This window comes from Legionella israelensis (assembly GCF_004571175.1).
GTDB lineage: Bacteria > Pseudomonadota > Gammaproteobacteria > Legionellales > Legionellaceae > Legionella_D > Legionella_D israelensis.
In genome coordinates this window covers 847,203-868,830 of record NZ_CP038273.1, presented here as the reverse complement: position 1 = coordinate 868,830, position 21,628 = coordinate 847,203, and the positions used below count along the sequence as shown (strand labels likewise).

The window sequence follows — 21,628 nt, the reverse complement described above, 5'->3', positions numbered from 1 at the left end:
GACTTGACCAACTTAAGCCTGGATAATCCTGAGCCTTTTTCAAAACCCTTCGATTCCAGCTTATTGCTTTATAAAATGGATGATAAAAAAATTTGGGATCTCCAAGGGCGCTATGAGGTTGGCAATATATCAAAGCAAAATGATCCTGAAGCTCAGGAATATAACAGTGCGGCAGGCGGTGTCGATTTTGGTTATGGTTACAACCGAGATTATATCATCGACTTAGCGAAAAAAGAGGAATTCGTATGGGTGACGGGGGATGCACTTTGTTCACCAGAAGGTCCGTGTTATGACATTAATACTGAGAATTATACTGATGAAGATGAGGTTCATGGTATACAAGGCATGCCGAAATCCTCTTATACCAGCGTCAATTCCGATGAGAGTTTTTTAACTCAAACATATATGATTGATACCGATATTAATGTGATGGCAAATGGTAATAAGTCATTGTCTGAAGCCAAGAAAAACGACGCAACAAAAATTGGTGATATTGAAATTGCAAAGGCTGATTCACCGCACACATTGATACCTTTGCCACTATCACCTTCCCATTCACGAATAAGTTCACATCATCGCTGGGGGTCACATTTAAAACAGTATTCACATTATCGCAATGCTTCTCATGACTTATTGTATTCCCATAATCGTTTTGGATCACATCATCGCTTAGATTCACATTATCGCTTTTGGTCCCATGATCGCCTATATTCACATCGCAAATACAGCTCTCATTATCGTCATCTGTCACATCGTAAATTTGGATCACATCATAGAAAAGCCTCTCATTTGAAAATGGGTTCTCATTCAAGAAAAGTGTCCCATGTAAAATGGGGTTCACACAGCAGAAAAGCCTCACATCTTAAAGTAGGCTCACACGATAGAAAAGCCTCTCATCTTAAAGAGGGTTCACACGATAGAAAAGCCTCACATCTTAAAGTAGGTTCTCATAATAAAAAAGCCTCTCATCTTAAAGAGGGTTCACACGATAGAAAAGCCTCACATCTTAAAGTAGGTTCTCATAATAAAAAAGCCTCTCATCTTAAAGAGGGTTCACACGATAGAAAAGCCTCACATCTTAAAGTAGGTTCTCATAATAAAAAAGCCTCTCATCTTAAAGAGGGTTCACACGATAGAAAAGCCTCACATCTTAAAGTAGGTTCTCATAATAAAAAAGCCTCTCATCTTAAAGAGGGTTCACACGATAGAAAAGCCTCACATCTTAAAGTAGGTTCTCATAATAAAAAAGCCTCTCATCTTAAAGAGGGTTCACACGATAGAAAAGCCTCACATCTTAAAGTAGGTTCTCACAATAGAAAAGCCTCACATCTTAAAATAGGTTCGCACAATAAAAAAGCCTCACATCTTAAAGTAGGCTCACACGATAGAAAAGCCTCACATCTTAAAATCATATCATTACCCATAAGTATGTCCAAAAGCGCGTGTAAATACTTCACGCGCTTTAATATATTCATAAAGGGTTCGTAAACCTTTCCACATCACAATAGGACCGGGCTCACCGTCATGCTTTCGTCCGAGAAAACCTCCTAATTGGGCAATCATTCTCAGAGTATCTTTCAGGGTTGGGGGTTCATTTGGAGGGGGTTTTTCATAGATCATAACATAGGCGGTTTGCCATTCTATGGGCTCAAATAGACATTCACTGCTTAATGATGGGGAAGCACGACCAACCATGGTCATGAACAAAATACGCCAAGCAACAATAAGATACAGAGCGAGGCAAGGGTCAAATCGTTGCTTGTTGCTTAACTGCAATTTTTCAATAGCGCATCCGCTTTTCAATACCTTGAAAAAAATTTCGATCTGCCAGCGACATAAGTACCATTGAATTACTTGTAACGCTGCTTCCAAGTTGGATATAGGTACACTGGTTAAAAGTGTCCACTCGATTGCTTTCTCTCCAGGCGGTGGGTTTGTCTCTGTGGCAATGATTGTTGTTATTTTAACGGGGGTAAAACCTTCTTTTGCTTTATCCCGAGGAGGGAGCAAAGTCACTTCTTTTGCATAAATATCTTGTGCTACTTCTCGTTTTTTTCTATTTCCAAATGAGGACGTAGTAAATGTTATTTTTCCAATACTGGAAGAGGCTTTTACGCTTGTTTTTAATTTATTGCGTTTTTTAGGTTGATTCTCATCCAAAATAGAACGATCGAATGTTGCTCTAATCACCCAATCGGCAGTTCCTTTAGCGAAAGCTGTATTCGCTTCATGATAGATATCATAAATATCACCTTCTCTATCAGCAATATAAACAAATTGAGTATCGGGCATTGCCTTAGCAAGTTTTGTGGCTTTTTTATAACCTCTGACCCACCGGTAACTTTCCTTGTCTTTTATTGCTTTTGAATCACGTTCAGCTCTTCGTTCTTCTGAGCTTCGATGCGTAAATTTTTCCCGTGACCACTGTTCATAGTCAACTACTCCTAAACATTCGCGGTTGGGCGTTACCGCAAGAGTGGGATGAAGAAAAAGACCCCGCACGTTATCTTGTTGAATAGGGCCAATATCTTCACGTTCTTTTTGACCGCTATAGTTAAGCGTTGTTGTGTCTTGAAGCAATAAGATAATCGGATGTTCTTTAATTCGCTTAAGGGTGGCTATGCGATGAGGTTTTATAATTTTTTTTGCGGTAACCGTATTATTCTCAAAAAATCGATAGGCTGCTTTGGTTTCCGACCAACCTTTACAACTTTCAGGTATACTTGATGTTGGTTTATCACTAAACCTTTTTAATAACTCTTTTGCTCGTTTATTTAAACGTTGATCGCCGATATTCACGGAACCATACTCATGGTCGATCCAATCCATGGATAATACTGCCTTTAAAAAGGCAGCATTATCTCAAAAGTAAGGAAAAATTAATATAGCATTACTTATGGGTAACGATATGCTTAAAATAGGTTCTCATAATAAAAAAGCCTCTCATCTTAAAGAGGGTTCACACGATAGAAAAGCATCGCATCTTAAAATAGGTTCTCATAATAAAAAAGCCTCACATCTTAAAGTAGGCTCACACGATAGAAAAGCCTCACATCTTAAAGAGGGTTCCCACGATAGAAAAGCCTCACATCTTAAAATAGGTTCTCATAATAAAAAAGCATCGCACTTAAAAATGGGCTCTCACAGCAGGAGTGAATCATTTTTGAAAAAAAATAGTTTTTAAAATGACGACAAAATCGCTTGGTGTTAACAGAGACTGTAGATAAAATTGTGTAACTGTCTAGCATAACAGTCTTGATGGCTAAGGTGAATTAGTTTCGACTTAATCTGACATAACCACTTGAAAAGGTGAGAGTTTCCGGTTTTGATAGAAGTGCAAACTTTAACAAAACCAAAAGGAAAACTCTCATGATAGATAATAACGTTAAAATTATTAAACACAAAGTTGGCTTACTAAATTTAGCTGAAGAATTAGGCAATGTATCGAAAGCCTGTAAGGTAATGGGTTTATCACGAGACACCTTCTATCGTTATAAATCAGCGGTAGAATCTGGTGGGGTAGATGCCTTATTTGATAAGTCACGAAGGCAACCTAATCACAAGAACCGTGTTGACGATTCTATAGAGCAAGCGGTAAAAGAGTACGCCATAGAATATCCAGCTCATGGTCAACTACGCACCAGTAATGAGTTGCGTAAGAAAGGGATTTTTGTATCCCCTAGTGGCGTTCGCAGCGTCTGGCTTAGGCATAATTTAGCTAACTTTAAAGACCGTTTGAAGGCACTTGAAGCCAAAGTAGCATCAGAGGGCATTATTCTCACAGAAGCACAAATTGCAGCTTTGGAGAAGAAGAAGTTTGATGATGAGGCTTGCGGCGAAATTGAAACAGCACATCCTGGCTATCTTGGTTCCCAAGATACATTCTATGTGGGAACTATCAAAGGAGTTGGCCGCATTTATCAGCAGACTTTTGTTGATACTTATAGCAAAGTGGCATTTGCCAAGCTCTATACAACAAAAACGCCTATTACATCAGCAGATCTCCTTAACGACAAGGTCTTGCCGTTCTTTGAGCAGCAGCAGTTACCTATGCTGCGTGTTTTAACTGACCGGGGTACAGAGTATTGTGGGAAAGTAGAACAGCATGACTATCAGCTTTATTTAGCTATTAACAACATTGATCACACGAAAACTAAAGCACAATCACCGCAAACAAACGGTATTTGTGAGCGTTTCCACAAAACGATTTTGCAGGAGTTTTATCAAATCACATTCCGTAAGAAAGTTTACGATGACATGGATGAACTGCAAAAAGATCTGGACGTATGGCTTCATTATTATAATAATGAGCGCACCCATCAAGGCAAAATGTGCTGTGGACGTACTCCAATGCAAACATTGATTGATGGCAAACAAATCTGGAAGGAAAAATTGATAGGCTGAATTTGACCTGACAGACACTTCTGAAAAACCGGTAACTGTCAGATCAAGTTTGAACTACTACAGCTAAGGTGAGCAAGCGTAGGTTGGGCCACTCGGCCCAACATTTACTCCCCATTCATACTTTGAGTTGTCGCAAGTCTCTCATTACTCCAATCACCTGGTAGCTCACCGCATTTATAGACAAAATTAGAATTTGCCTAAGGCAAGTTCAGCAAGTAGTATAAGTTTTCCTGAGTAAAGTTTCACTCAATTCTGCTAATGCTTCAAATATGTGAAAGACAAGTTTTCAAGAGAAAGATTGATCTGTTAAGAATTTTGAGTTGATTTTCTGTTGACCGACAATACAGAACTTGTATTTATACTTTCAATCCCAGACTTCTTCGAGCGCACTCTACTGTTGCTGTGTTTGTTGTAACTACATTACTCAATAATCCCCATCGCCTTCTTGCGGCCATTCTTTGTTCTTCAATGGCATTTAATTCTTTTGTAAATTTTTCCATGTTAATAGTTGGTTGCGTTGGGTCAACTCTTATGAATCTAATATTCGCATTTTTTGCCATACTACCATCTAAATCATCCCTGTCTCCAACATAGGCAACCGGTCTATCTTTTACACTGTATGTCTTGCAAAATTCATGGAACATGGCGGCATTAGGTTTTGATGGTAACGTATTGTTTTTATAAATATATCCATCAATATCAACGCCAAAAAATTCCTTAATCTTTGGAACTTTACTCTCAAACGCTGAACCGTCAGTGATGATACCAATTTTATATTTATTTCTTAGCGCTAAGAAATCCTCCTTACTCATTTTTGGTGTAAATGGTTCTGCATTTTTATGTTCTTGGTACGCTTGAGTTATATCTTCGCAGGAAATTTGAATTTCAGGATTATATTGTTTTATGAAAGCCAATAGCATCTGTTGATATTGGTATTGCCCATTATCTTTCCATTTTTGACGCCTTTCTTTAATTTTTTCAATTGGCACTTTTACACTAGAATATGTTTTTATAATATCCTGAAATATGATAAAAGTATTATTGCTTAAATTATGTAAGGTATCATCAAAATCAAATAGTAACCAAGGGAGATTAGCCCTTTTGTAAACCTCCCTTTTTTAGTGCCAGTTATAATTAGAGTTTTCCGACCTGTTTTTAATCAATCTGTAATCCAAAGGTGACATATCACCGAGTGATTCATGTGGTCTTTCTTCGTTATATTCTTTCATCCAATTTCTGGTAATATCACGTACCTCATTGAGACTTCTAAATAGATAAAAATCCAATATTTCATTCCGATAAGTTCTATTGAACCGCTCCACAAATGAATTTTGAGTTGGCTTTCCCGGCTGAATAAACTCAAGAATAACACCATGCTTTTCTGCCCAATCCGCTAACGCAAGGGAAATAAACTCAGGTCCATTATCAAGTCGCAACCTTGCAGGATATCCTCGATTGGCGGCAATATGGTCAAGTACCCGAATAACCCTTAGAGCAGGCAAGCTCAAATCAATTTCAATTGCCAAAGCTTCCCGATTAAAATCATCTACCACATTAAAAGTCCTGAATCTTCTGCCGCAATTGAGGGCATCACTCATAAAATCAGCTGACCATGTATGGTTAAGGGAATCAGGCACAGCAAGAGGTTCCGGGTGACGGGAAGCTAATCTGCGTTTTCCTTTTCGCCTTATATTTAACTTCAACTCACAATAAACACGGTATACTCTTTTATGATTCCAGGAGAAACCTGCCTGCCGCAATTTGATAAACAACTTCCTGAAACCATAACGCGGATAGTGTTCGGTTATGGTCACCAATTCTTTTATCACCGCTTCATCCTTATCCATCGCCGGCTGATAGTAGTAAGCTGTACGACTTAAGCGTAATACCGAGCAGCTTCGCCTGAGACTCAGACCATGTTCCTGCACCAGATAATCAGCCATTTCCCTCTTTTCAGCCGGCTTCAAAGCTTTTTTTCTATAACATCCTTCAGTGCACGGTTTTCCAGAGACAAATCAGCAAACATCCGTTTCAGCTTTGCATTTTCTTCCTCAAGTTGCTTCATGCGTTTAATATCTGAGGCTTCCATCCCACCGTATTTTGCTTTCCAGTTGTAATAGGTGGCATCGGATATCCCATGTTCCCGGCATACATCCTTTACCAATCGTCCTACTTCAACTGATTTTAATATGTTTAAAATTTGATTTTCTGTAAAGCGACTGCGTTTCATCGTTCCTCCTCTTTTTTGCTTATTATGCCGGAGAAACTCTAATTGAAAATGGTGCTATTTTAAGGGAGGGTTACACTTTCACTTGCTTCTTTATTGATTTTTTGTCCTTCTTCGTCTGATAATACAATTTGTTTTTTATACGGTACTGTATATCTGCCTTTTTCTATTGCTGCCAATAACTCAATCTCAAAATTTGCAAATTCTACTTTTGGTTTTTCAAACTCATCCATTAAGCTATTTTTTTGATTTTTAAACAGAGGATGATTGATATCGTTTGTTGCATCATACTTTTTAAGTAAATGTTCGAACATTGATTTATGTTCTTTATTGGTAGAGTCACTCAGAATTGAGATTAATATCATACCCTCAATATTCGTCAAAGTTTCAATGTTTAATCCGACAGTATCTAGTATTTTATTTAACCTGGGGAGATCATTTGAACCATTAGGCAACAAACTTTTGATGAATTCTATAACATCAGGCTGGATATTAAAAAAAAGACCATTTTTATGCGCTGTTATACAAGCTATGCTAAGCAAATTAGCGTTGCTATTCATAACCTCAGTAGCTGCACAATACATCGCTGCACCAGCTTGAATATGATCATCTACAATAATTACTTTTTCATTTGGAGTTATTACCTCGTGAGGATTTCTTGATTGGTAAAGCATTAATGGCTGTTGTGCAATTCGATGGATTCCATAAGATTCAGCACGTGATGTACGCTGTTTTAACGCAAATACTCTATCTAATTCCACTTTCCAAGGGTCATTATTTTGCACAATTTTCTTTTTTAATTCTGCAAGTAGCAATGTGCTAAATTCCGCAGTTAACCGATTTTTACCGGCATCAGGCGCGGAAAGATCTCTTTCCATTGTAGCTAAATGAATCACTTCGTCTTTACTGGGACAAGAATTTTTTATTATCTGATATAACTGCATTACCATCTTTTGCAGATAAGTTTCCTCCGCATTTTCCTTCGTTGAGACTTTTAATACGCTTTCTATATATTTATTTGTATTTTCTCTGAGAAGGGAAAAAACCTCTGCATTTTGCATAATAGAGACAGGTGACATTTGCTGCGGTTTTCCGAAAATGGTAATGCTATTGCTAACAAGCCCTGTGATTTTGGTGGTAGGTTGTTTGTCATTATAGCCAAACATTTTTGCTTTTTTTATAAATAATTGCAGCCTGGAAAGCTTCTTTTCTTCTTCAGTCATACGGAAATGATTTTCTGGCTGAGAAAGTTCTTCCGCGGTAGCAGCCACAATAATAGGTATTTTCGCCTCTATGTCATTTAATTTGGAAAATAAAACTCGCCTGGGATGAAAAACATTTTCTTTTGGCATTTAAATTTTCTTGATTTATCGTGTATTTTTAATAAGATGGCATTTTACGTCAACATCATCCCCCATTCAATGGCATGCCTTATAACTTCCATCCACATAAAGGACCTGGGCGGCAATGTATTTTGCTTCCGAGGATATAAGAAAGACAGCAGGCTCTCCGATAGCCCTTTGTGGTGCACTTAGTTTAGGTTCTGGTTTGAAAAAAATTCATCTCATCGGCTAAGCCATTATCTTGCAACATTGACATGATTGAGCGTGTTTCGATCGTCTCACCATACAGGGTTTTTAATGCCAGTAAAGTACTCCAACCCCACCAATTAGAAGTCATTGTGCTATCGTAAGGATTGTTAATATCTTTGCGGTGTAATAATTTATTTTTTTTATCATCCCAGTAAAACAAAGGGGTAATGTTGAGCATGTTCTGAGTGAGCTCTTTTTCTGCTTGAGGAATTTGCGCAAGAATGTCTTGAGGATTTTTTTGATTTCCAGTGTCATAAGTATGAAAAATCGCATCAGCGGATTGTTGCAATAAACGCTCAAGACGCTCACGATTTGCTTGGTTATTCGGGTTAAAATAAGAGAAATCTCCATAGATTATCCAATGTTCATTGAGCTGGTTATGAACATACAAGCCGTATTTGTTGTCTTCATTGTGCATATAGATGGCAAGCAAGGAGCCAAGTAAGGAAGGGGATACCTTTTCGGCAAGTTTTAAGCGCGGTGTGCGCGTGTGTCCTGCGGCGAAATGGTCGGATAAAAAATGACAGGCGAAAGCATCCAGGGCATACGCCAACTCTAAATCACTGCGCAATCCGGTTTTTCGTGCTTTTAAAGCTTGGGATAAGGCCAGTTGATGGCCCTTAAATGGCTTATACCTCCAGTTCCAGTTGTTCATTCACTAACTGCATGTGGTTTGTGGGCTCATTTTTCTAGTCTGCTTGTGTTTGGTTAACTTCTCGGATGCGATCAAAATGGATTCATTGGCGCTATTATCAGATGCTTGCATATGGCAATAACCATCTTGATATTCCAATCAACAGAATAATTAATAAGCCCCAACGTTGATATGTTTCATCCTATTCATATCATCCTGATGTGTTTGTCCAAATCTTACATGTGCCCGATAACATTTTTCCTCATTTTGCTCTCTGGTTTCTTCAACAATGAAGTTTGTTATTTCAACGATTTTAGATGCAGTATAAAAAACTGCCATAACTCTAGCGACAGGGCTAATTTCAAGCGCCTTAAAGATTAAACCAGCTTTTATACCAGAATATACCTTATTAAAATCAAAGTAACTTTGTGGATTTGTTTTACCTACACCTAACATCTGTTGCCTGATGAAAAATTGCGCATCTTACATAGTGCTCCAAATTTAGTCAAGATTGGCGCAACTTGTAATTTTTCTCTAAGGCGCAAAATTTCGTGGCTGTTTCAGTGTTTAATGGTCAAGTCAATGCAGAAGCTAATGCTTATACGCATTTTTCTTGGTCTTTATGAAATACAGTCATTTTTGTTCTTCATCCTTTTTAATCCGTTAAAAAAATCAATAATGACATTTATAAAACTCGTCTATACTTGCTTATCTTAATAAATATTAACTGACCAGGCTTTCTTAAGGCTTAAATTAAATTTTTTCATGAAGAACCGGTTTTTTTAATATACTGAATCTTTTTAAAAAGTGAATCGTTATGCCTGAACATTCCAAACCCATCCAAAGCATGGATATTAAACAGGTCATTGCCTGGTCACTTTATGATTTTGCCAATTCCGCTTATTCGGCAGTCATTTATACATTTGTATTTTCTGCTTATTTCATCAATGAAATTGCACCCAGTGAAATTCAAGGTACCCAATTATGGGGATATACCATTTCGGCATCATCCCTTTTTGTCGCTTTTCTAGGCCCTATAATCGGTACAATAGCAGATTTTGGCGGTAAGCATAAATCCTGGCTGTTTCTTTTTACCTCTATAGGGGTAATATCCACGGTGTTTTTATGGTTTGTTCATCCAAATATACATTCTATTCAGCTTGCTTTAACTTGCATGTTTATTAGTACTGTTGCATTCGAATTGGCTAAGGTTTTTTATAACTCACTTTTACCCAATATAGTGTCATCCGATTATCTTGGCCGCGTATCGGGGTGGGGTTGGTCGTGTGGATATCTCGGTGGGTTGTTATGTTTAATATTATCTTTAATCGTGTTAGAACAACGTGAATTTTTTTTAATAGCCGGGATAAAAAATAAAGAAGACATTCACATTATCATCTTACTGGTAGCTATATGGGTGTCTGTGTTTAGCCTTCCTATATTTTTGTTTGTAAAACAAAAAAAATCTGAAAACTTCAAAGTCATTTCTGCGGTTAAAAAAGGACTCAAAGAGTTGAAAATAACTTTAAAGAACTTCCCTCAACAACGCGATCTCTTGCTGTTTTTAATCGCTCGACTTTTTTACATGGATGGAGTGAACTCGCTTATGGCATTAGGCGGTGTATTTGCCGCGGGCACATTTCATTTTAGCGTTTATGACATGATTATATTTGGAATCATCTTAAATATTACAGCAGGAATTGGTGCGGCATTATTTGCCTGGATAGATGATTGGATTGGCTCAAAAAAAACCGTACTTATTGCTCTTGGATGTTTTACTGCCATGTTTTGTTATCTGTTAACAATAAAGTCAAGGAATCTATTTTGGATGGCTGCACCATTTATAGGAGTGTTTGTTGGGCCAATACAGGCCGCCAGTCGTACATTTTTAGCTCGCTTGGCAAAACCTGAAGAGATAACCCGCATGTATGGTTTTTATTCCTTTTCTGAAAAAAGCACCAGTTTCTTAGGGCCATTTTTAGTGGGCAGTTTAACCGCTTGGGCGGGCAGTCAGCGTATTGGCATGTTAGCGCTTTTGCCTTTTTTTATAGTGGGAGGAGGGTTATTATTGCGAGTCAGTCAAAAATAAGCAATGGTTTTGTCGCAAAGTAGCGTGATTCGATTTGGGCGATCTAAAAAAATGAATAAAGAGAGCAAAAATTATTAGACAAGCGTTTGCTTGAGGAAGATAAATCGTTAGTGAAATTGCTTCAATCTAATTTAAAGCGGTCTTTCACTTTTAATAGGAGTCGTTCATTTTTGGAAGTATTAACCATACCATGCAGACACCCACGTCATGATGGCCTTAATCACTACCATAATAAACCAAGATATGAAACTGACATAGAGAACGGTTGCTATGTAGCCGAGAATAATGATTGCTCCATCTTTTTCAATCATACCAAGGCTGAAGATAATCAGCAGTGTGGCAAATATAAAATTAAAAGGAATGGGCAAAATTAAAAGAAAAGTCAGGCAAAAAATCAATAAACCATTCATTATTTGCATGGGACGGCAGAACATAAAAGACCATCTTGGTTTTATAAAAAACTCTGCATTTTTTAGATAGGGGGCCGTTGTACAGATGATTTTAACCACCAATTTATATGGAATATGCCATTGTGCAATAATTTTAGGTAGCCAAAATGTGCTTCTTCCAAAGATCATTTGAATTGTAAAAATGAAAATCGGCATACTAAAGATAAAAGTCATACCTGGTATAAGTGAAAATGGCAAAGCACTAGGTAAAGAGAAAAAAAGTAACGCAATACCATAAGTGCGCTCACCGAGCAAAGCTAAAATGAATTAGTTTCGACTTAATCTGACATAACCACTTGAAAAGGTGAGAGTTTCCGGTTTTGATAGAAGTGCAAACTTTAACAAAACCAAAAGGAAAACTCTCATGATAGATAATAACGTTAAAATTATTAAACACAAAGTTGGCTTACTAAATTTAGCTGAAGAATTAGGCAATGTATCGAAAGCCTGTAAGGTAATGGGTTTATCACGAGACACCTTCTATCGTTATAAATCAGCGGTAGAATCTGGTGGGGTAGATGCCTTATTTGATAAGTCACGAAGGCAACCTAATCACAAGAACCGTGTTGACGATTCTATAGAGCAAGCGGTAAAAGAGTACGCCATAGAATATCCAGCTCATGGTCAACTACGCACCAGTAATGAGTTGCGTAAGAAAGGGATTTTTGTATCCCCTAGTGGCGTTCGCAGCGTCTGGCTTAGGCATAATTTAGCTAACTTTAAAGACCGTTTGAAGGCACTTGAAGCCAAAGTAGCATCAGAGGGCATTATTCTCACAGAAGCACAAATTGCAGCTTTGGAGAAGAAGAAGTTTGATGATGAGGCTTGCGGCGAAATTGAAACAGCACATCCTGGCTATCTTGGTTCCCAAGATACATTCTATGTGGGAACTATCAAAGGAGTTGGCCGCATTTATCAGCAGACTTTTGTTGATACTTATAGCAAAGTGGCATTTGCCAAGCTCTATACAACAAAAACGCCTATTACATCAGCAGATCTCCTTAACGACAAGGTCTTGCCGTTCTTTGAGCAGCAGCAGTTACCTATGCTGCGTGTTTTAACTGACCGGGGTACAGAGTATTGTGGGAAAGTAGAACAGCATGACTATCAGCTTTATTTAGCTATTAACAACATTGATCACACGAAAACTAAAGCACAATCACCGCAAACAAACGGTATTTGTGAGCGTTTCCACAAAACGATTTTGCAGGAGTTTTATCAAATCACATTCCGTAAGAAAGTTTACGATGACATGGATGAACTGCAAAAAGATCTGGACGTATGGCTTCATTATTATAATAATGAGCGCACCCATCAAGGCAAAATGTGCTGTGGACGTACTCCAATGCAAACATTGATTGATGGCAAACAAATCTGGAAGGAAAAATTGATAGGCTGAATTTGACCTGACAGACACTTCTGAAAAACCGGTAACTGTCAGATCAAGTTTGAACTACTACAGCTAAAATGTCCTCAAAACAAATGTTTTCTTTTACTGTCTTGCAACGAGTAATTTCTAATAATTTTTCAGAAGCATTTTTTTTCATGTGCCACTGGACCTTTATCATTTTAGCTCTCTTAGGATAAACAATAGGCTACAATCGCATCATCTAAAAGCGTGTATTGATATTTACTTGTGGATAGAACCCAAGGAGAATTAAGATATAACCAAAACAAGCATTTGTTGAATGAAGCTTCAACTCATTGCGACACTTTTGGTTACCTTATTTCATACTATGATGTTCTCATAACTTTGTTCTCTTGTGTCCATCTTTATGCTAATTTAATGCCAGCTTCCATTAGATTGTAATCCGGAATCCATTTTTTAAACAAAACAGCACCGTCCAGGTTAGGCCAAAAAATAAGGAATAAATATGAAAAAATATCTTGTAAGATCAATGAGCTGGCTTGCCGTATTATCCGCATTTTATATGAATTCGCTTTACGCTCATTCTTCTTCTCCCAGTGTAGTAGGTCAACCAGCGGATGCCAGTCGAGTGACAAAGACCATTAAAGTGACGGCCTCTGATGACATGAAGTTTCAGTTTTTATCTGAACCCAATCTCCATAATGGCGATGTCATAAGCTTTGAGGTGACTAATGTGGGTAAAGTTCCTCATGAATTCTCCATAGGCGATGAAAAGGAGCAGAAAGCTCACCTGCAAATGATGCGTAAAATGCCAAACATGGTTCATCAACATGGGAATGCGATTACCATAAACCCCGGAGAAACCAAACAACTGATATGGGAGTTTAAGTCTGGTTTTGAAGTCGTATTTGCTTGCAATATCCCAGGACATTTTGAAGCCGGAATGTATAAAAAGGCTCATGTGGCCTAGCGAAGACCCAAACCAACATTGACCAAAGAATTTTTCTTTGAAAAAGAAAAAAAGATATTAAAAGAAAAGAAAGACGAAAGAGAAGGTGAAGGCGAAAATAAAGGCGAAAGACCAGAAGTGCAAAATCATCTTACCGAATTTTGTTTGACGAGAATTATTTCTTTTTCAAGCTTAATGAAGGTTTGAATGTTCAGAATTTTTTGAATGTAAATAATTGCCATAAGCCAGGATGACAAAACTGAACAACCAAATATAATATCCAGCAAGCAATTTTTCCGTAAGGATGAAAGGGGAGAAGAGAGCAAGAATAATGGCGGCAACTCCCAACCGATAACTGCTTACCGACCCATAAGTGAGAAGCTCGATGACATAAACTGGATTTGCTAACCAGGCTGGTTGAAGTGATATTAGCCCCATCCATCCGCTAACCAGAATTTCATAACCGTAAATGGTTTCTGGAAATCCCCGTTCAAAATTTGGTATGACCGCTGAAGGCAGGAATAAAGATATAACATACAAAAAAAACGATAAAAAAATACAAAATGTTTTCATAAGTTTTTAATCCCGATATAAAATTTGATGTCACAAACCTTGCAAAGTAATTTTTTTGAACTCACTTTATCCCTTTAATTCAATTTTTATTCTGGAATTGAGTACTAGTTTAATAATTAATGATAGCGTCTATTTTTTCTAGAGAAAAATATTAGCTAATAGGTCATTCCTCCTCTTTCGGTCTCATGATATGACTTATGGGAAATCCTTGATTTAACTAAAAGCATTTACCCTTATATGGACAACAATGGAAAGATTTAAGTGTTTATGTCCGCGTATAATCCGAGCGGCATTTGCTTTCAGGGAACAATGAAAAGGCAACTCGTTACTACATTACCTCTCTTCCTTATAAAAAACATAGAAAAATGCACCAAGCTATCCGCGAACACTGGCAAATTGAGAATGGTTTGCATTACAAGCTCGATGTGGGAATGAACGAAGATCAATGTCCTATTTATCGAGGATATGCTGATAGAAAATTAAGCATCATGTGTAAAATTATTCTTAAATTATTAATAGACGATAAGGACAATCAAGATGGAATTGCCTTAAAACGAATTAAATCCGCCCTTTCTACTCAATATATGAAAAAAGTGATTGAATTTTAAACTTTAATGAAATCGACCTGATCATATTTCCTTAATGTTAGTGCGATAAACTACTAGTAATAATGGGAATTTTTACATATACAGCATAAATTACCGCAGAAAACGATTTATATGGGACATTTTGATGAGATGTGAAATGAATTTTGAATTTATTAGATCAGCATACTCAACATAAGAGACTGATCTATCCAGTGTAAGTGAAATTTCCGGAGCCAGGATATTTTTCGAAGTAAGGACTTACTTGAGGAATAGTAAAATGCCATTAGAACAAGATCCAAAAATAAGTATAGACAGTTTCATTAAGCGTTACAAAAAAAAATTACCCCCCGAAAGTCTGAAACTTCTAAAAGCTATTAATGCCTTGGCCGCTGAGGAAAGTGTGGCTTTAGGTGCCCAAAGCGATAAAGTAATTAAACTTGTTGGCAAACAACTCGAAAAATCTTTTGATGAATCTTCCCTCCAAGATGCAGCAACTTCTATTTATTCTTTGGTCATAGAACAAATGGATCGCGAAACCGATGAAAATAGACGGAGACACCGTGCCCAAGGCCATTATGATCAAAAATATATTCATGAGCGTAGCCTGCGCGATCAATTGCAAGACCATGATATGTCCTTGTTAATGCCAAAACCCTATGGAAATATCGAGGTGCTAGGCCCAGTAAATCGCTTCGACTCCAGATCTGTTGAAGCGGCGCAAGAAGGCATAGCTTTAGCGCTTCAAAATAAAAAATTTAAACATATTTTTATTCCAATAGGCCCCGGGCATTGGCGTGGTGTTTATTTAACCAAGCCCGTTGATGGCACAGGTAAATATCAGCTCGAACTATTTGATCCTTATGGTCCAGGCGGTGCAAATGCAATCAGAGGAATGACTTTAGATTTGTTGAAAAAGTGTGGGATAAAGGCAAGTCAAATAACGATTACGACCACAGGTCCAATTAACCCACAACAAGATGCATATGCCTGCGGTGATTTTACCTCTGCTTATAGCCATAAAAAAATGAAAGAACTTGGCGCCCCAAGCACAGCTTACAACCAAGAGCTTATCAACGTACTGGACACCCAAGGCAATAAAAAAGATTCACTGCGCCATGCAACTCGTGGCGTATCCAAGACACTAACAAACTCTGAAAAAATAGAAAAAGAATCTGGAAAAACATTAAAACAAGAAGAGAATGTAGATTTTACAGAAACTGAAAAACGGGAATTTTTAAGTCGATTAGTTAAAAAATTTTCAGATCCAGATCAGATAGATAAAGCCGTTCTTGACCAGCACGTTGCAAAAATAAAAACTCCATTGGGCAATACATCTAATGCATCGTTACGGGAATTGGATGCTTATGGGGTATTTAATCCAGATGGTTCTCTGAATGAATCGGTTGCGCAACAATTTGAGATAACATTCGATATTGGTCGAATTAAACCACGACTGGAATCTTATGGGTTCAAACATCTCTCATTTCGGGAAATGATTGTTTTTGAATCTGCTATTGGCACTGTAATTAATGAGCTTTCTTCTGAAACTTTTAAAAAAATAATGACCCTTCAGGATGAATTAGATACTTTATTACAAAAGAATGACCCAAAATCGCAAAACCGGAAAGAAGAAATAGAGGACGAATTAGAATATATAAAATCACATCAACCAAGTAAGGGATTGGCGAGACAGAGTCTTGCTGATATTTGGCCACCTACACTGCTACGACTTACAACGCCTTTAAGTATGGATCTCTCAGGTCCGGCCCGACAAAGGATAGGAATGGGCTATTTTAAATTTAAAGATACGAATGTTTCGATTTCACCAGGACCTAATTCCGCCAAATCGCTTATTCCTGCTGAAAATCCAGAACTTTACGAAGCACACCATGATATCGCAAGATATTTCAACAATTTATTAAAAAATAATGTAGCTCATGTATTCGCTATGGGTAGAGTACTTCCCTATTATCCACAAGAAGGCTTCAATGAAAGGGCAATAATAAAAGAGCAAATAGTAGAGGAAGATTTCATTAATTATTTCATACCCGATGCTAATGGACGCGTAATACTCCCTGATATTCCTGAGCTTAAAGACGTGTATATTACTTCACAGCCAATTAAAAAAGTAGGACGATTCTTTACTTATGAAATCAGCATCAATGGAAACGATCCTATCCAAATACATCATTTTCCTATTCGGGATAAGCAACCCTTAGAATTAACTACAGAAGAATTAGCCTATGTCAAAGAAATAGGCCAAACCACTCCTCCTGAACAAAACATTCACACACATTGTCGAGGAGGAAAAGGACGCAGTGCTCAAATTGCTTATCTTTTGGCCTCCTTAAATCCGAATTACACTCAACTTAGTCATAAGCAGCGACTCACTCAGATGAGAGCAGAAAAAACTGATGGCCTGAAAAGGGAGTTTATAGAAACTCCCTTACAGAAAGGTTACATTAGTGAAACCGGATACTTAATCCATGAAGATATTGGCCGCGAGGCCCCTCTTGAAGATGAAAATATCGAACTTTATGTTATTTATGGAACCCTATTAAAACAAGAAATTGATACACTCCTTCGGCAGATTGGTATCCCAAAGAGGGGATTGATTAGACCGAAACATCAGGCGCTTCTTGAACTGATGGAAAAATACCAAGAATTAAGTTCAATCCCGTCTGATCAATTAAAAAAATGGATTACAGAGGTTTGCGAAAACCCAATTGTTACTGAGTCAACTACTGAGTCAACGCAGAAATTATTAACTTCAATTAATAACTCTGCCGAATTCTTACTGCATGCCTTTAAAGAAAATAAGCATCTCGATGAACTAGGATTATTTTTTGACTTGCTAGCTCGTAATAGAAGCTATCTGACCCTTCTTGACCAGTTAGAGAACATTCCTCCCGAACAAGTTCAAATAGAAGAGGATAGGTTTGTTAAATATAGAGCTTCTTTTGTCGCTCATATGCAAGATGCCTATTTAAAAAATTCAAAAAATTTAAACAAAACAAACAAACTACAATTAAAACTTGATGTATTTAATAATATTTCAGAAACAATGAATGGAATATTAGAATCTATTTTTAGTTTTCCAAAGGAACTTACGAGAGAAAAGTTTGAACGCTTAAAAGATGAATACCATCAGTGTAAACAACGTATCGAATTATTGGAAAATGCAGAACGCAATGATAATTATCAAGTGCTTGATGCGGAGTTAAAACAACGTAGCAAGTTTATAGAACAATTGTTTATTTTAGGTTATGACCATTTTGAAATAGATCCAACTGAGATACCTATAAAAATGGCACTGCTCTATCAACAATTAAGTGAATTAAATGCCACTAATGAACTTAGTCCAGAAAGGTGGGACGAGTTAAAAAAACAATTTACGGCGCTTAAGTTCCTATTTGATTCTACAAAACCAGATGATATGGAGCCGCCTGTCATACTCACAACTTTGGATACATTATTCCAGGGAAAAAGAGAACAGACTATTCCTCTATTTACATGGAGAGTTCTGCAAGCCAAACCAAACAGAGAAAGCCTCGATGAATTTGTGGCTCGCTTAAGTTTTGCTGTATTAGAGGCCGCTTTCACAGAACTTCCAGAAAAGTATTATGGTAACAACGCTGATGGGGCCTATTCTAAAGAAATTAACCAACTACTTGTCGCTATTGCTGAGCTGGCTGATAGTTATAGAAAACCACCTGAGAAGGGGGCCTTTAAATTAAAATCCCAAAAACCTAAATTACCTGCCCCAGAAGAATATGAAAAGGCGCGACAACAAGTTATTGAATTAATTTCAAAACATGTTCCATTTCTTATCACTACAAACGATCTTAGAGTACAGCTTGAAAATCTAAATAAAGATTTCCAACGTTTAGAGCATCATTTTCAATTGAGGACCCCCGAATTTAAAGAATTAAAAAAACGCTTTATTGAATTGAAAGAAGAGTATCAAAAGACAAATCCTCAACTAGATAATCCATCAATTAATCAATTAATTGAGAAATTTGAAACACAAATCAAAACAGTGGTTGATCTCGATGAGGAAAAGCAAAATCTTTTTACCCTTACAATGAAACAACATCTCTCATCCATGGAAAATGTTTCAAGAATTCAAGCGATTAAGTCAGGAGTCGCCCGAGAAGTTCAAGATGATATTAATGATGTGGATTTACGTGTTAAAGCACCATCACCGTATAAACAGCCAAAACTTATCGTGTTTGATGCGGATGCACTTATACATTTAGAAGAGGAAACTACAGCAGAAGTACTCAATGTACTGAAACATGCCAAGAAGCAAGGTATCGAAGTCGCTTTTATTACCAATCGTACTCCATCTGAAGATGCTGAAGAACAAACTCCAATTGCAAGACTAAAATCAGTAATATCTTCGGAAACAGGGATTAACATTTCGGATATGTTGATTTTTTTAAATACTGATTCCCTACGTCAAGAAAAACAAGCACGTGTTAATTATTTCCATGAAAAAATCTCTAAATTAGAGCAAAAACTCAAAGGATTAAAAGAGCAGCTTCCTCATGCATTAAATAAAGAAGAATTGGAAAAAAATATCAGAGATTTACAATTAGAAGTTGAGTCGCTTCAAAAGAAAGCCGAACGATTTACTTCCGATAAATTCATGCAGTTAGATGCCGCAAGAAGACATTACCGTGCATTTAAAAACCCGAACAACTACTATCAAATGGTTGAAGGGGGAGTTCTACTGGATTTTAGAAACCCGGGATTAACAAAAAATATAGGAATTGATGACTTCAAAGAAAAAAAAGAAATTTGGACTGACCTATTTGATTTAGCAGAAGCCCTAATGCGCTCTCCTGCACTTAAGGAGAAGGAGCCCAAACCTTCATTACATACTATATTAAAAGATCTTATTTTTGATGTCGATAAACCTGAACGTCTGCACAAAAAATACGGCAACCTCAGCCAATGGGGGGAAACGATAAACAGTGTTAGTGAAAATAAGAAATATTTTAGAAAACATATTTCTCAAATCGACTCATTTTATCAAAGTCGACTTGCTTACCAAAAACTTGAGTATGAGAGAATTGCTGCCTTGCATGAAGAAGATGTAGTATATCTTGATTCTCAGGAAGATATTGTTAAGCAAATTCATCAACAAAGTCATTATCGTACGATTAAGATGGGTGATTTGGATGAGGATTCATTGCAATTCACTGTAGAGTTTAATTATGAGATAGGGGCATATAATGATGTTATCGCCTATTTAAATGAAGACCAGCCCAATATCCCTCTAGGTTATGATCCACGCAACAGTCACATCCCTAATTTCAGTACCCATGAATTTCGACATACTCCAATTGTCTTGCATGTAGAAATGTCAAAAATAATTAGAAAACTACCTGAGTTAAGTGCAAAAGTAAAAGACCAAATACACTTTAAGGATCAATTTATTGAAGCGGCTATCGAACGTTTTAAAGAATTACCCAAAAAATTACAAGAAGACTTTGTAAAAAGTTATTATTATGATGCTAATCTGGCTTTAGAAGAAATAAATAAACAGCTTAAAGATTTAATCGCTTCCCCTTCTGAAGAGTCTCGCCAAGAGTTAAGCAAGCTAAAAGCTCAAGCTGATAAAATTATCGCAATGGATGCGAAATTTTCACAACACATTTCACCGACGTTTTTAAGTTCTGAAGCGAAGCTATTAAAATTCATGATTCAAAATTTCGACAGTTTGAAAATTGAAGCTGAGAAAGTGCAACTTAAAGAAAAACACGAGGAAACTCGAACAAGATTTTATATCGAATCAATCATAGAAGAACCTGATATTTATCTGCGGGAGATTCATTCAGCTCTAGAAGAAGCGGACGGTTTTGATAAAGAATTTATATCCGAGCAGTATGCATTTTTTGTTTCTAAGTATTTGAAAGAAAATCTTGATGTTTATATCAAGCAAATCGATCCTTCTTCACAAATCATGGAAGGAAAATACCCCTCTTTACAAGTTCTTTTGCATATGCTGCAATCTGAGGTAAGCGAAATGGATCCCGAGGAAACTGATATTCCATTGACGAAAGTTCATCGCCAATTAATTGCTGCAAAAGATCTATGTGACGCTTTGGTCCAAATTGCTCCATTCCAAAATAGGGCGGAGCATTTAAAAGAACAACCTGCTGAAGATTATATACAACAAGTTTTTGAACTATCAAATAGAATAATAGATTACAGAAACAAAATTGAAGAATCCGAAGAATATAAAGCCAAACTTTTCTTAGATAAAGCCGAGAAGTATCTGCTTGCTAAAAATTGGGATGTTGGATTCCAATGGAATAAACATACTGAACACGTGAATGGTAAAGATAAGAAAATTCCAGCAACTGTAGCAGAACAATTAAAGACGATAAGAGAGGCTCGAAAGAATGATAATTATTTAGAAGCTAAAAAAAAGTTTCTAGAGCTAGGGCAACAAAAAGAGCTTTCCTGGCGTTCTTCAAAAATAGCAAAAAATTATTATTCTCTATTTAAGAAAGAAGATGCAAGTTTAGAAAAAGACTTAGAAAACGAGTTTTTGCCAACAAAAAAGACTTAGAAAACGTAGCTTGAATGCAAGCAGCCAGTCATTTTGAATTTTAAATATGGCAATTCAGTTAAGGAAAATCTTTTTTGTATAATTTGTAGTAGTTCAAACTTGATCTGACAGTTACCGGTTTTTCAGAAGTGTCTGTCAGGTCAAATTCAGCCTATCAATTTTTCCTTCCAGA

General features: G+C 36.9%; 15 protein-coding genes and 2 pseudogenes. 9 read left to right on the top strand and 8 right to left on the bottom strand.

Features of this window, described 5'->3' with window-relative positions:
- Nucleotides 1-3: 3 nt before the first annotated feature.
- Nucleotides 4-1,488 (top strand): hypothetical protein, encoded by a 1,485-nt coding sequence (locus tag E4T55_RS03825; protein WP_115325277.1) that lies wholly within the window; start codon nt 4-6, stop codon nt 1,486-1,488.
- On the opposite strand, the gene E4T55_RS03820 is transcribed toward E4T55_RS03825, so the two are convergent.
- Complete coding sequence (locus E4T55_RS03820) at nt 1,417-2,829, bottom strand: IS4 family transposase (protein WP_058500493.1); 1,413 nt, start codon at nt 2,827-2,829, stop codon at nt 1,417-1,419. The genes E4T55_RS03825 and E4T55_RS03820 overlap by 72 nt on opposite strands.
- A 79-nt stretch (nt 2,830-2,908) precedes the next feature.
- Here E4T55_RS03820 and E4T55_RS03815 point away from each other — a divergent pair, with 79 nt between their 5' ends.
- Both E4T55_RS03815 and E4T55_RS03810 read left to right on the top strand, forming a co-directional pair.
- Nucleotides 2,909-3,184 (top strand): hypothetical protein, encoded by a 276-nt coding sequence (locus tag E4T55_RS03815; protein WP_131780806.1) that lies wholly within the window; start codon nt 2,909-2,911, stop codon nt 3,182-3,184.
- 185 nt (nt 3,185-3,369) lie between these two features.
- A pseudogene (locus tag E4T55_RS03810) lies at nt 3,370-4,471 on the top strand (IS481 family transposase).
- 289 nt (nt 4,472-4,760) lie between these two features.
- Here E4T55_RS03810 and E4T55_RS03805 read toward each other — a convergent pair.
- The 5 genes from E4T55_RS03805 to E4T55_RS03785 all read right to left on the bottom strand — a co-directional run bounded on the left by E4T55_RS03805 (nt 4,761) and on the right by E4T55_RS03785 (nt 9,313).
- Entirely contained in the window at nt 4,761-5,432 is a 672-nt protein-coding gene (locus E4T55_RS03805) for an HAD-IA family hydrolase (RefSeq protein ID WP_223168362.1), read from the bottom strand.
- 90 nt (nt 5,433-5,522) lie between these two features.
- Nucleotides 5,523-6,634 (bottom strand): IS3 family transposase gene (locus tag E4T55_RS03800; protein WP_245183899.1). Its coding sequence is split into 2 segments (ribosomal slippage): nt 5,523-6,382 and nt 6,382-6,634, totalling 1,113 coding nucleotides; the frame shifts between segments, so codons are not numbered across the junction.
- A gap of 59 nt (nt 6,635-6,693) precedes the next feature.
- Nucleotides 6,694-7,983, bottom strand: a complete 1,290-nt coding sequence (locus tag E4T55_RS03795; RefSeq protein ID WP_058501991.1) for a hypothetical protein — start codon at nt 7,981-7,983, stop codon at nt 6,694-6,696.
- A 184-nt stretch (nt 7,984-8,167) separates the two neighbouring features.
- Complete coding sequence (locus tag E4T55_RS03790; protein WP_058501992.1) at nt 8,168-8,878, bottom strand: hypothetical protein; 711 nt, start codon at nt 8,876-8,878, stop codon at nt 8,168-8,170.
- Nucleotides 8,879-9,028: 150 nt separating this feature from the next.
- Nucleotides 9,029-9,313 carry a hypothetical protein gene (locus E4T55_RS03785; protein WP_058501993.1) on the bottom strand — a complete coding sequence of 95 codons (285 nt, stop codon included), beginning with the start codon at nt 9,311-9,313 and terminating at the stop codon, nt 9,029-9,031.
- A gap of 361 nt (nt 9,314-9,674) precedes the next feature.
- Between E4T55_RS03785 and E4T55_RS03780 the strand changes: the two genes are divergently transcribed.
- Nucleotides 9,675-10,946 (top strand): MFS transporter, encoded by a 1,272-nt coding sequence (locus E4T55_RS03780; RefSeq protein ID WP_058501994.1) that lies wholly within the window; start codon nt 9,675-9,677, stop codon nt 10,944-10,946.
- Between the two features lie 179 nt (nt 10,947-11,125).
- Here E4T55_RS03780 and E4T55_RS03775 read toward each other — a convergent pair whose 3' ends face one another.
- On the bottom strand, nt 11,126-11,650 hold the full coding sequence (locus tag E4T55_RS03775; RefSeq protein ID WP_223168349.1) for an exopolysaccharide biosynthesis protein: 525 nt from the start codon (nt 11,648-11,650) through the stop codon (nt 11,126-11,128).
- A 109-nt stretch (nt 11,651-11,759) separates the two neighbouring features.
- Between E4T55_RS03775 and E4T55_RS03770 the strand changes: the two are divergent.
- From E4T55_RS03770 to E4T55_RS15175, 3 genes and pseudogenes are all read left to right on the top strand, one after another.
- Nucleotides 11,760-12,861, top strand: a pseudogene (locus tag E4T55_RS03770) (IS481 family transposase).
- Between the two features lie 408 nt (nt 12,862-13,269).
- On the top strand, nt 13,270-13,734 hold the full coding sequence (locus E4T55_RS03765; protein ID WP_058501902.1) for a cupredoxin domain-containing protein: 465 nt from the start codon (nt 13,270-13,272) through the stop codon (nt 13,732-13,734).
- Nucleotides 13,735-13,752: 18 nt separating this feature from the next.
- A complete protein-coding gene (locus E4T55_RS15175) occupies nt 13,753-13,920 on the top strand; it encodes a hypothetical protein (protein ID WP_156411806.1) in 168 nt (55 codons plus the stop codon).
- Here E4T55_RS15175 and E4T55_RS03760 read toward each other — a convergent pair.
- Nucleotides 13,906-14,286, bottom strand: a complete 381-nt coding sequence (locus E4T55_RS03760; protein WP_058501901.1) for a hypothetical protein — start codon at nt 14,284-14,286, stop codon at nt 13,906-13,908. The genes E4T55_RS15175 and E4T55_RS03760 overlap by 15 nt on opposite strands.
- A gap of 293 nt (nt 14,287-14,579) precedes the next feature.
- On the opposite strand from E4T55_RS03760, the gene E4T55_RS03755 reads away from it, so the two are divergent.
- Nucleotides 14,580-14,894 (top strand): ISAs1 family transposase, encoded by a 315-nt coding sequence (locus E4T55_RS03755; RefSeq protein WP_058501900.1) that lies wholly within the window; start codon nt 14,580-14,582, stop codon nt 14,892-14,894.
- A gap of 256 nt (nt 14,895-15,150) precedes the next feature.
- Nucleotides 15,151-21,456 (top strand): hypothetical protein, encoded by a 6,306-nt coding sequence (locus E4T55_RS03750; RefSeq protein WP_162262330.1) that lies wholly within the window; start codon nt 15,151-15,153, stop codon nt 21,454-21,456.
- Nucleotides 21,457-21,628 lie beyond the last annotated feature (172 nt).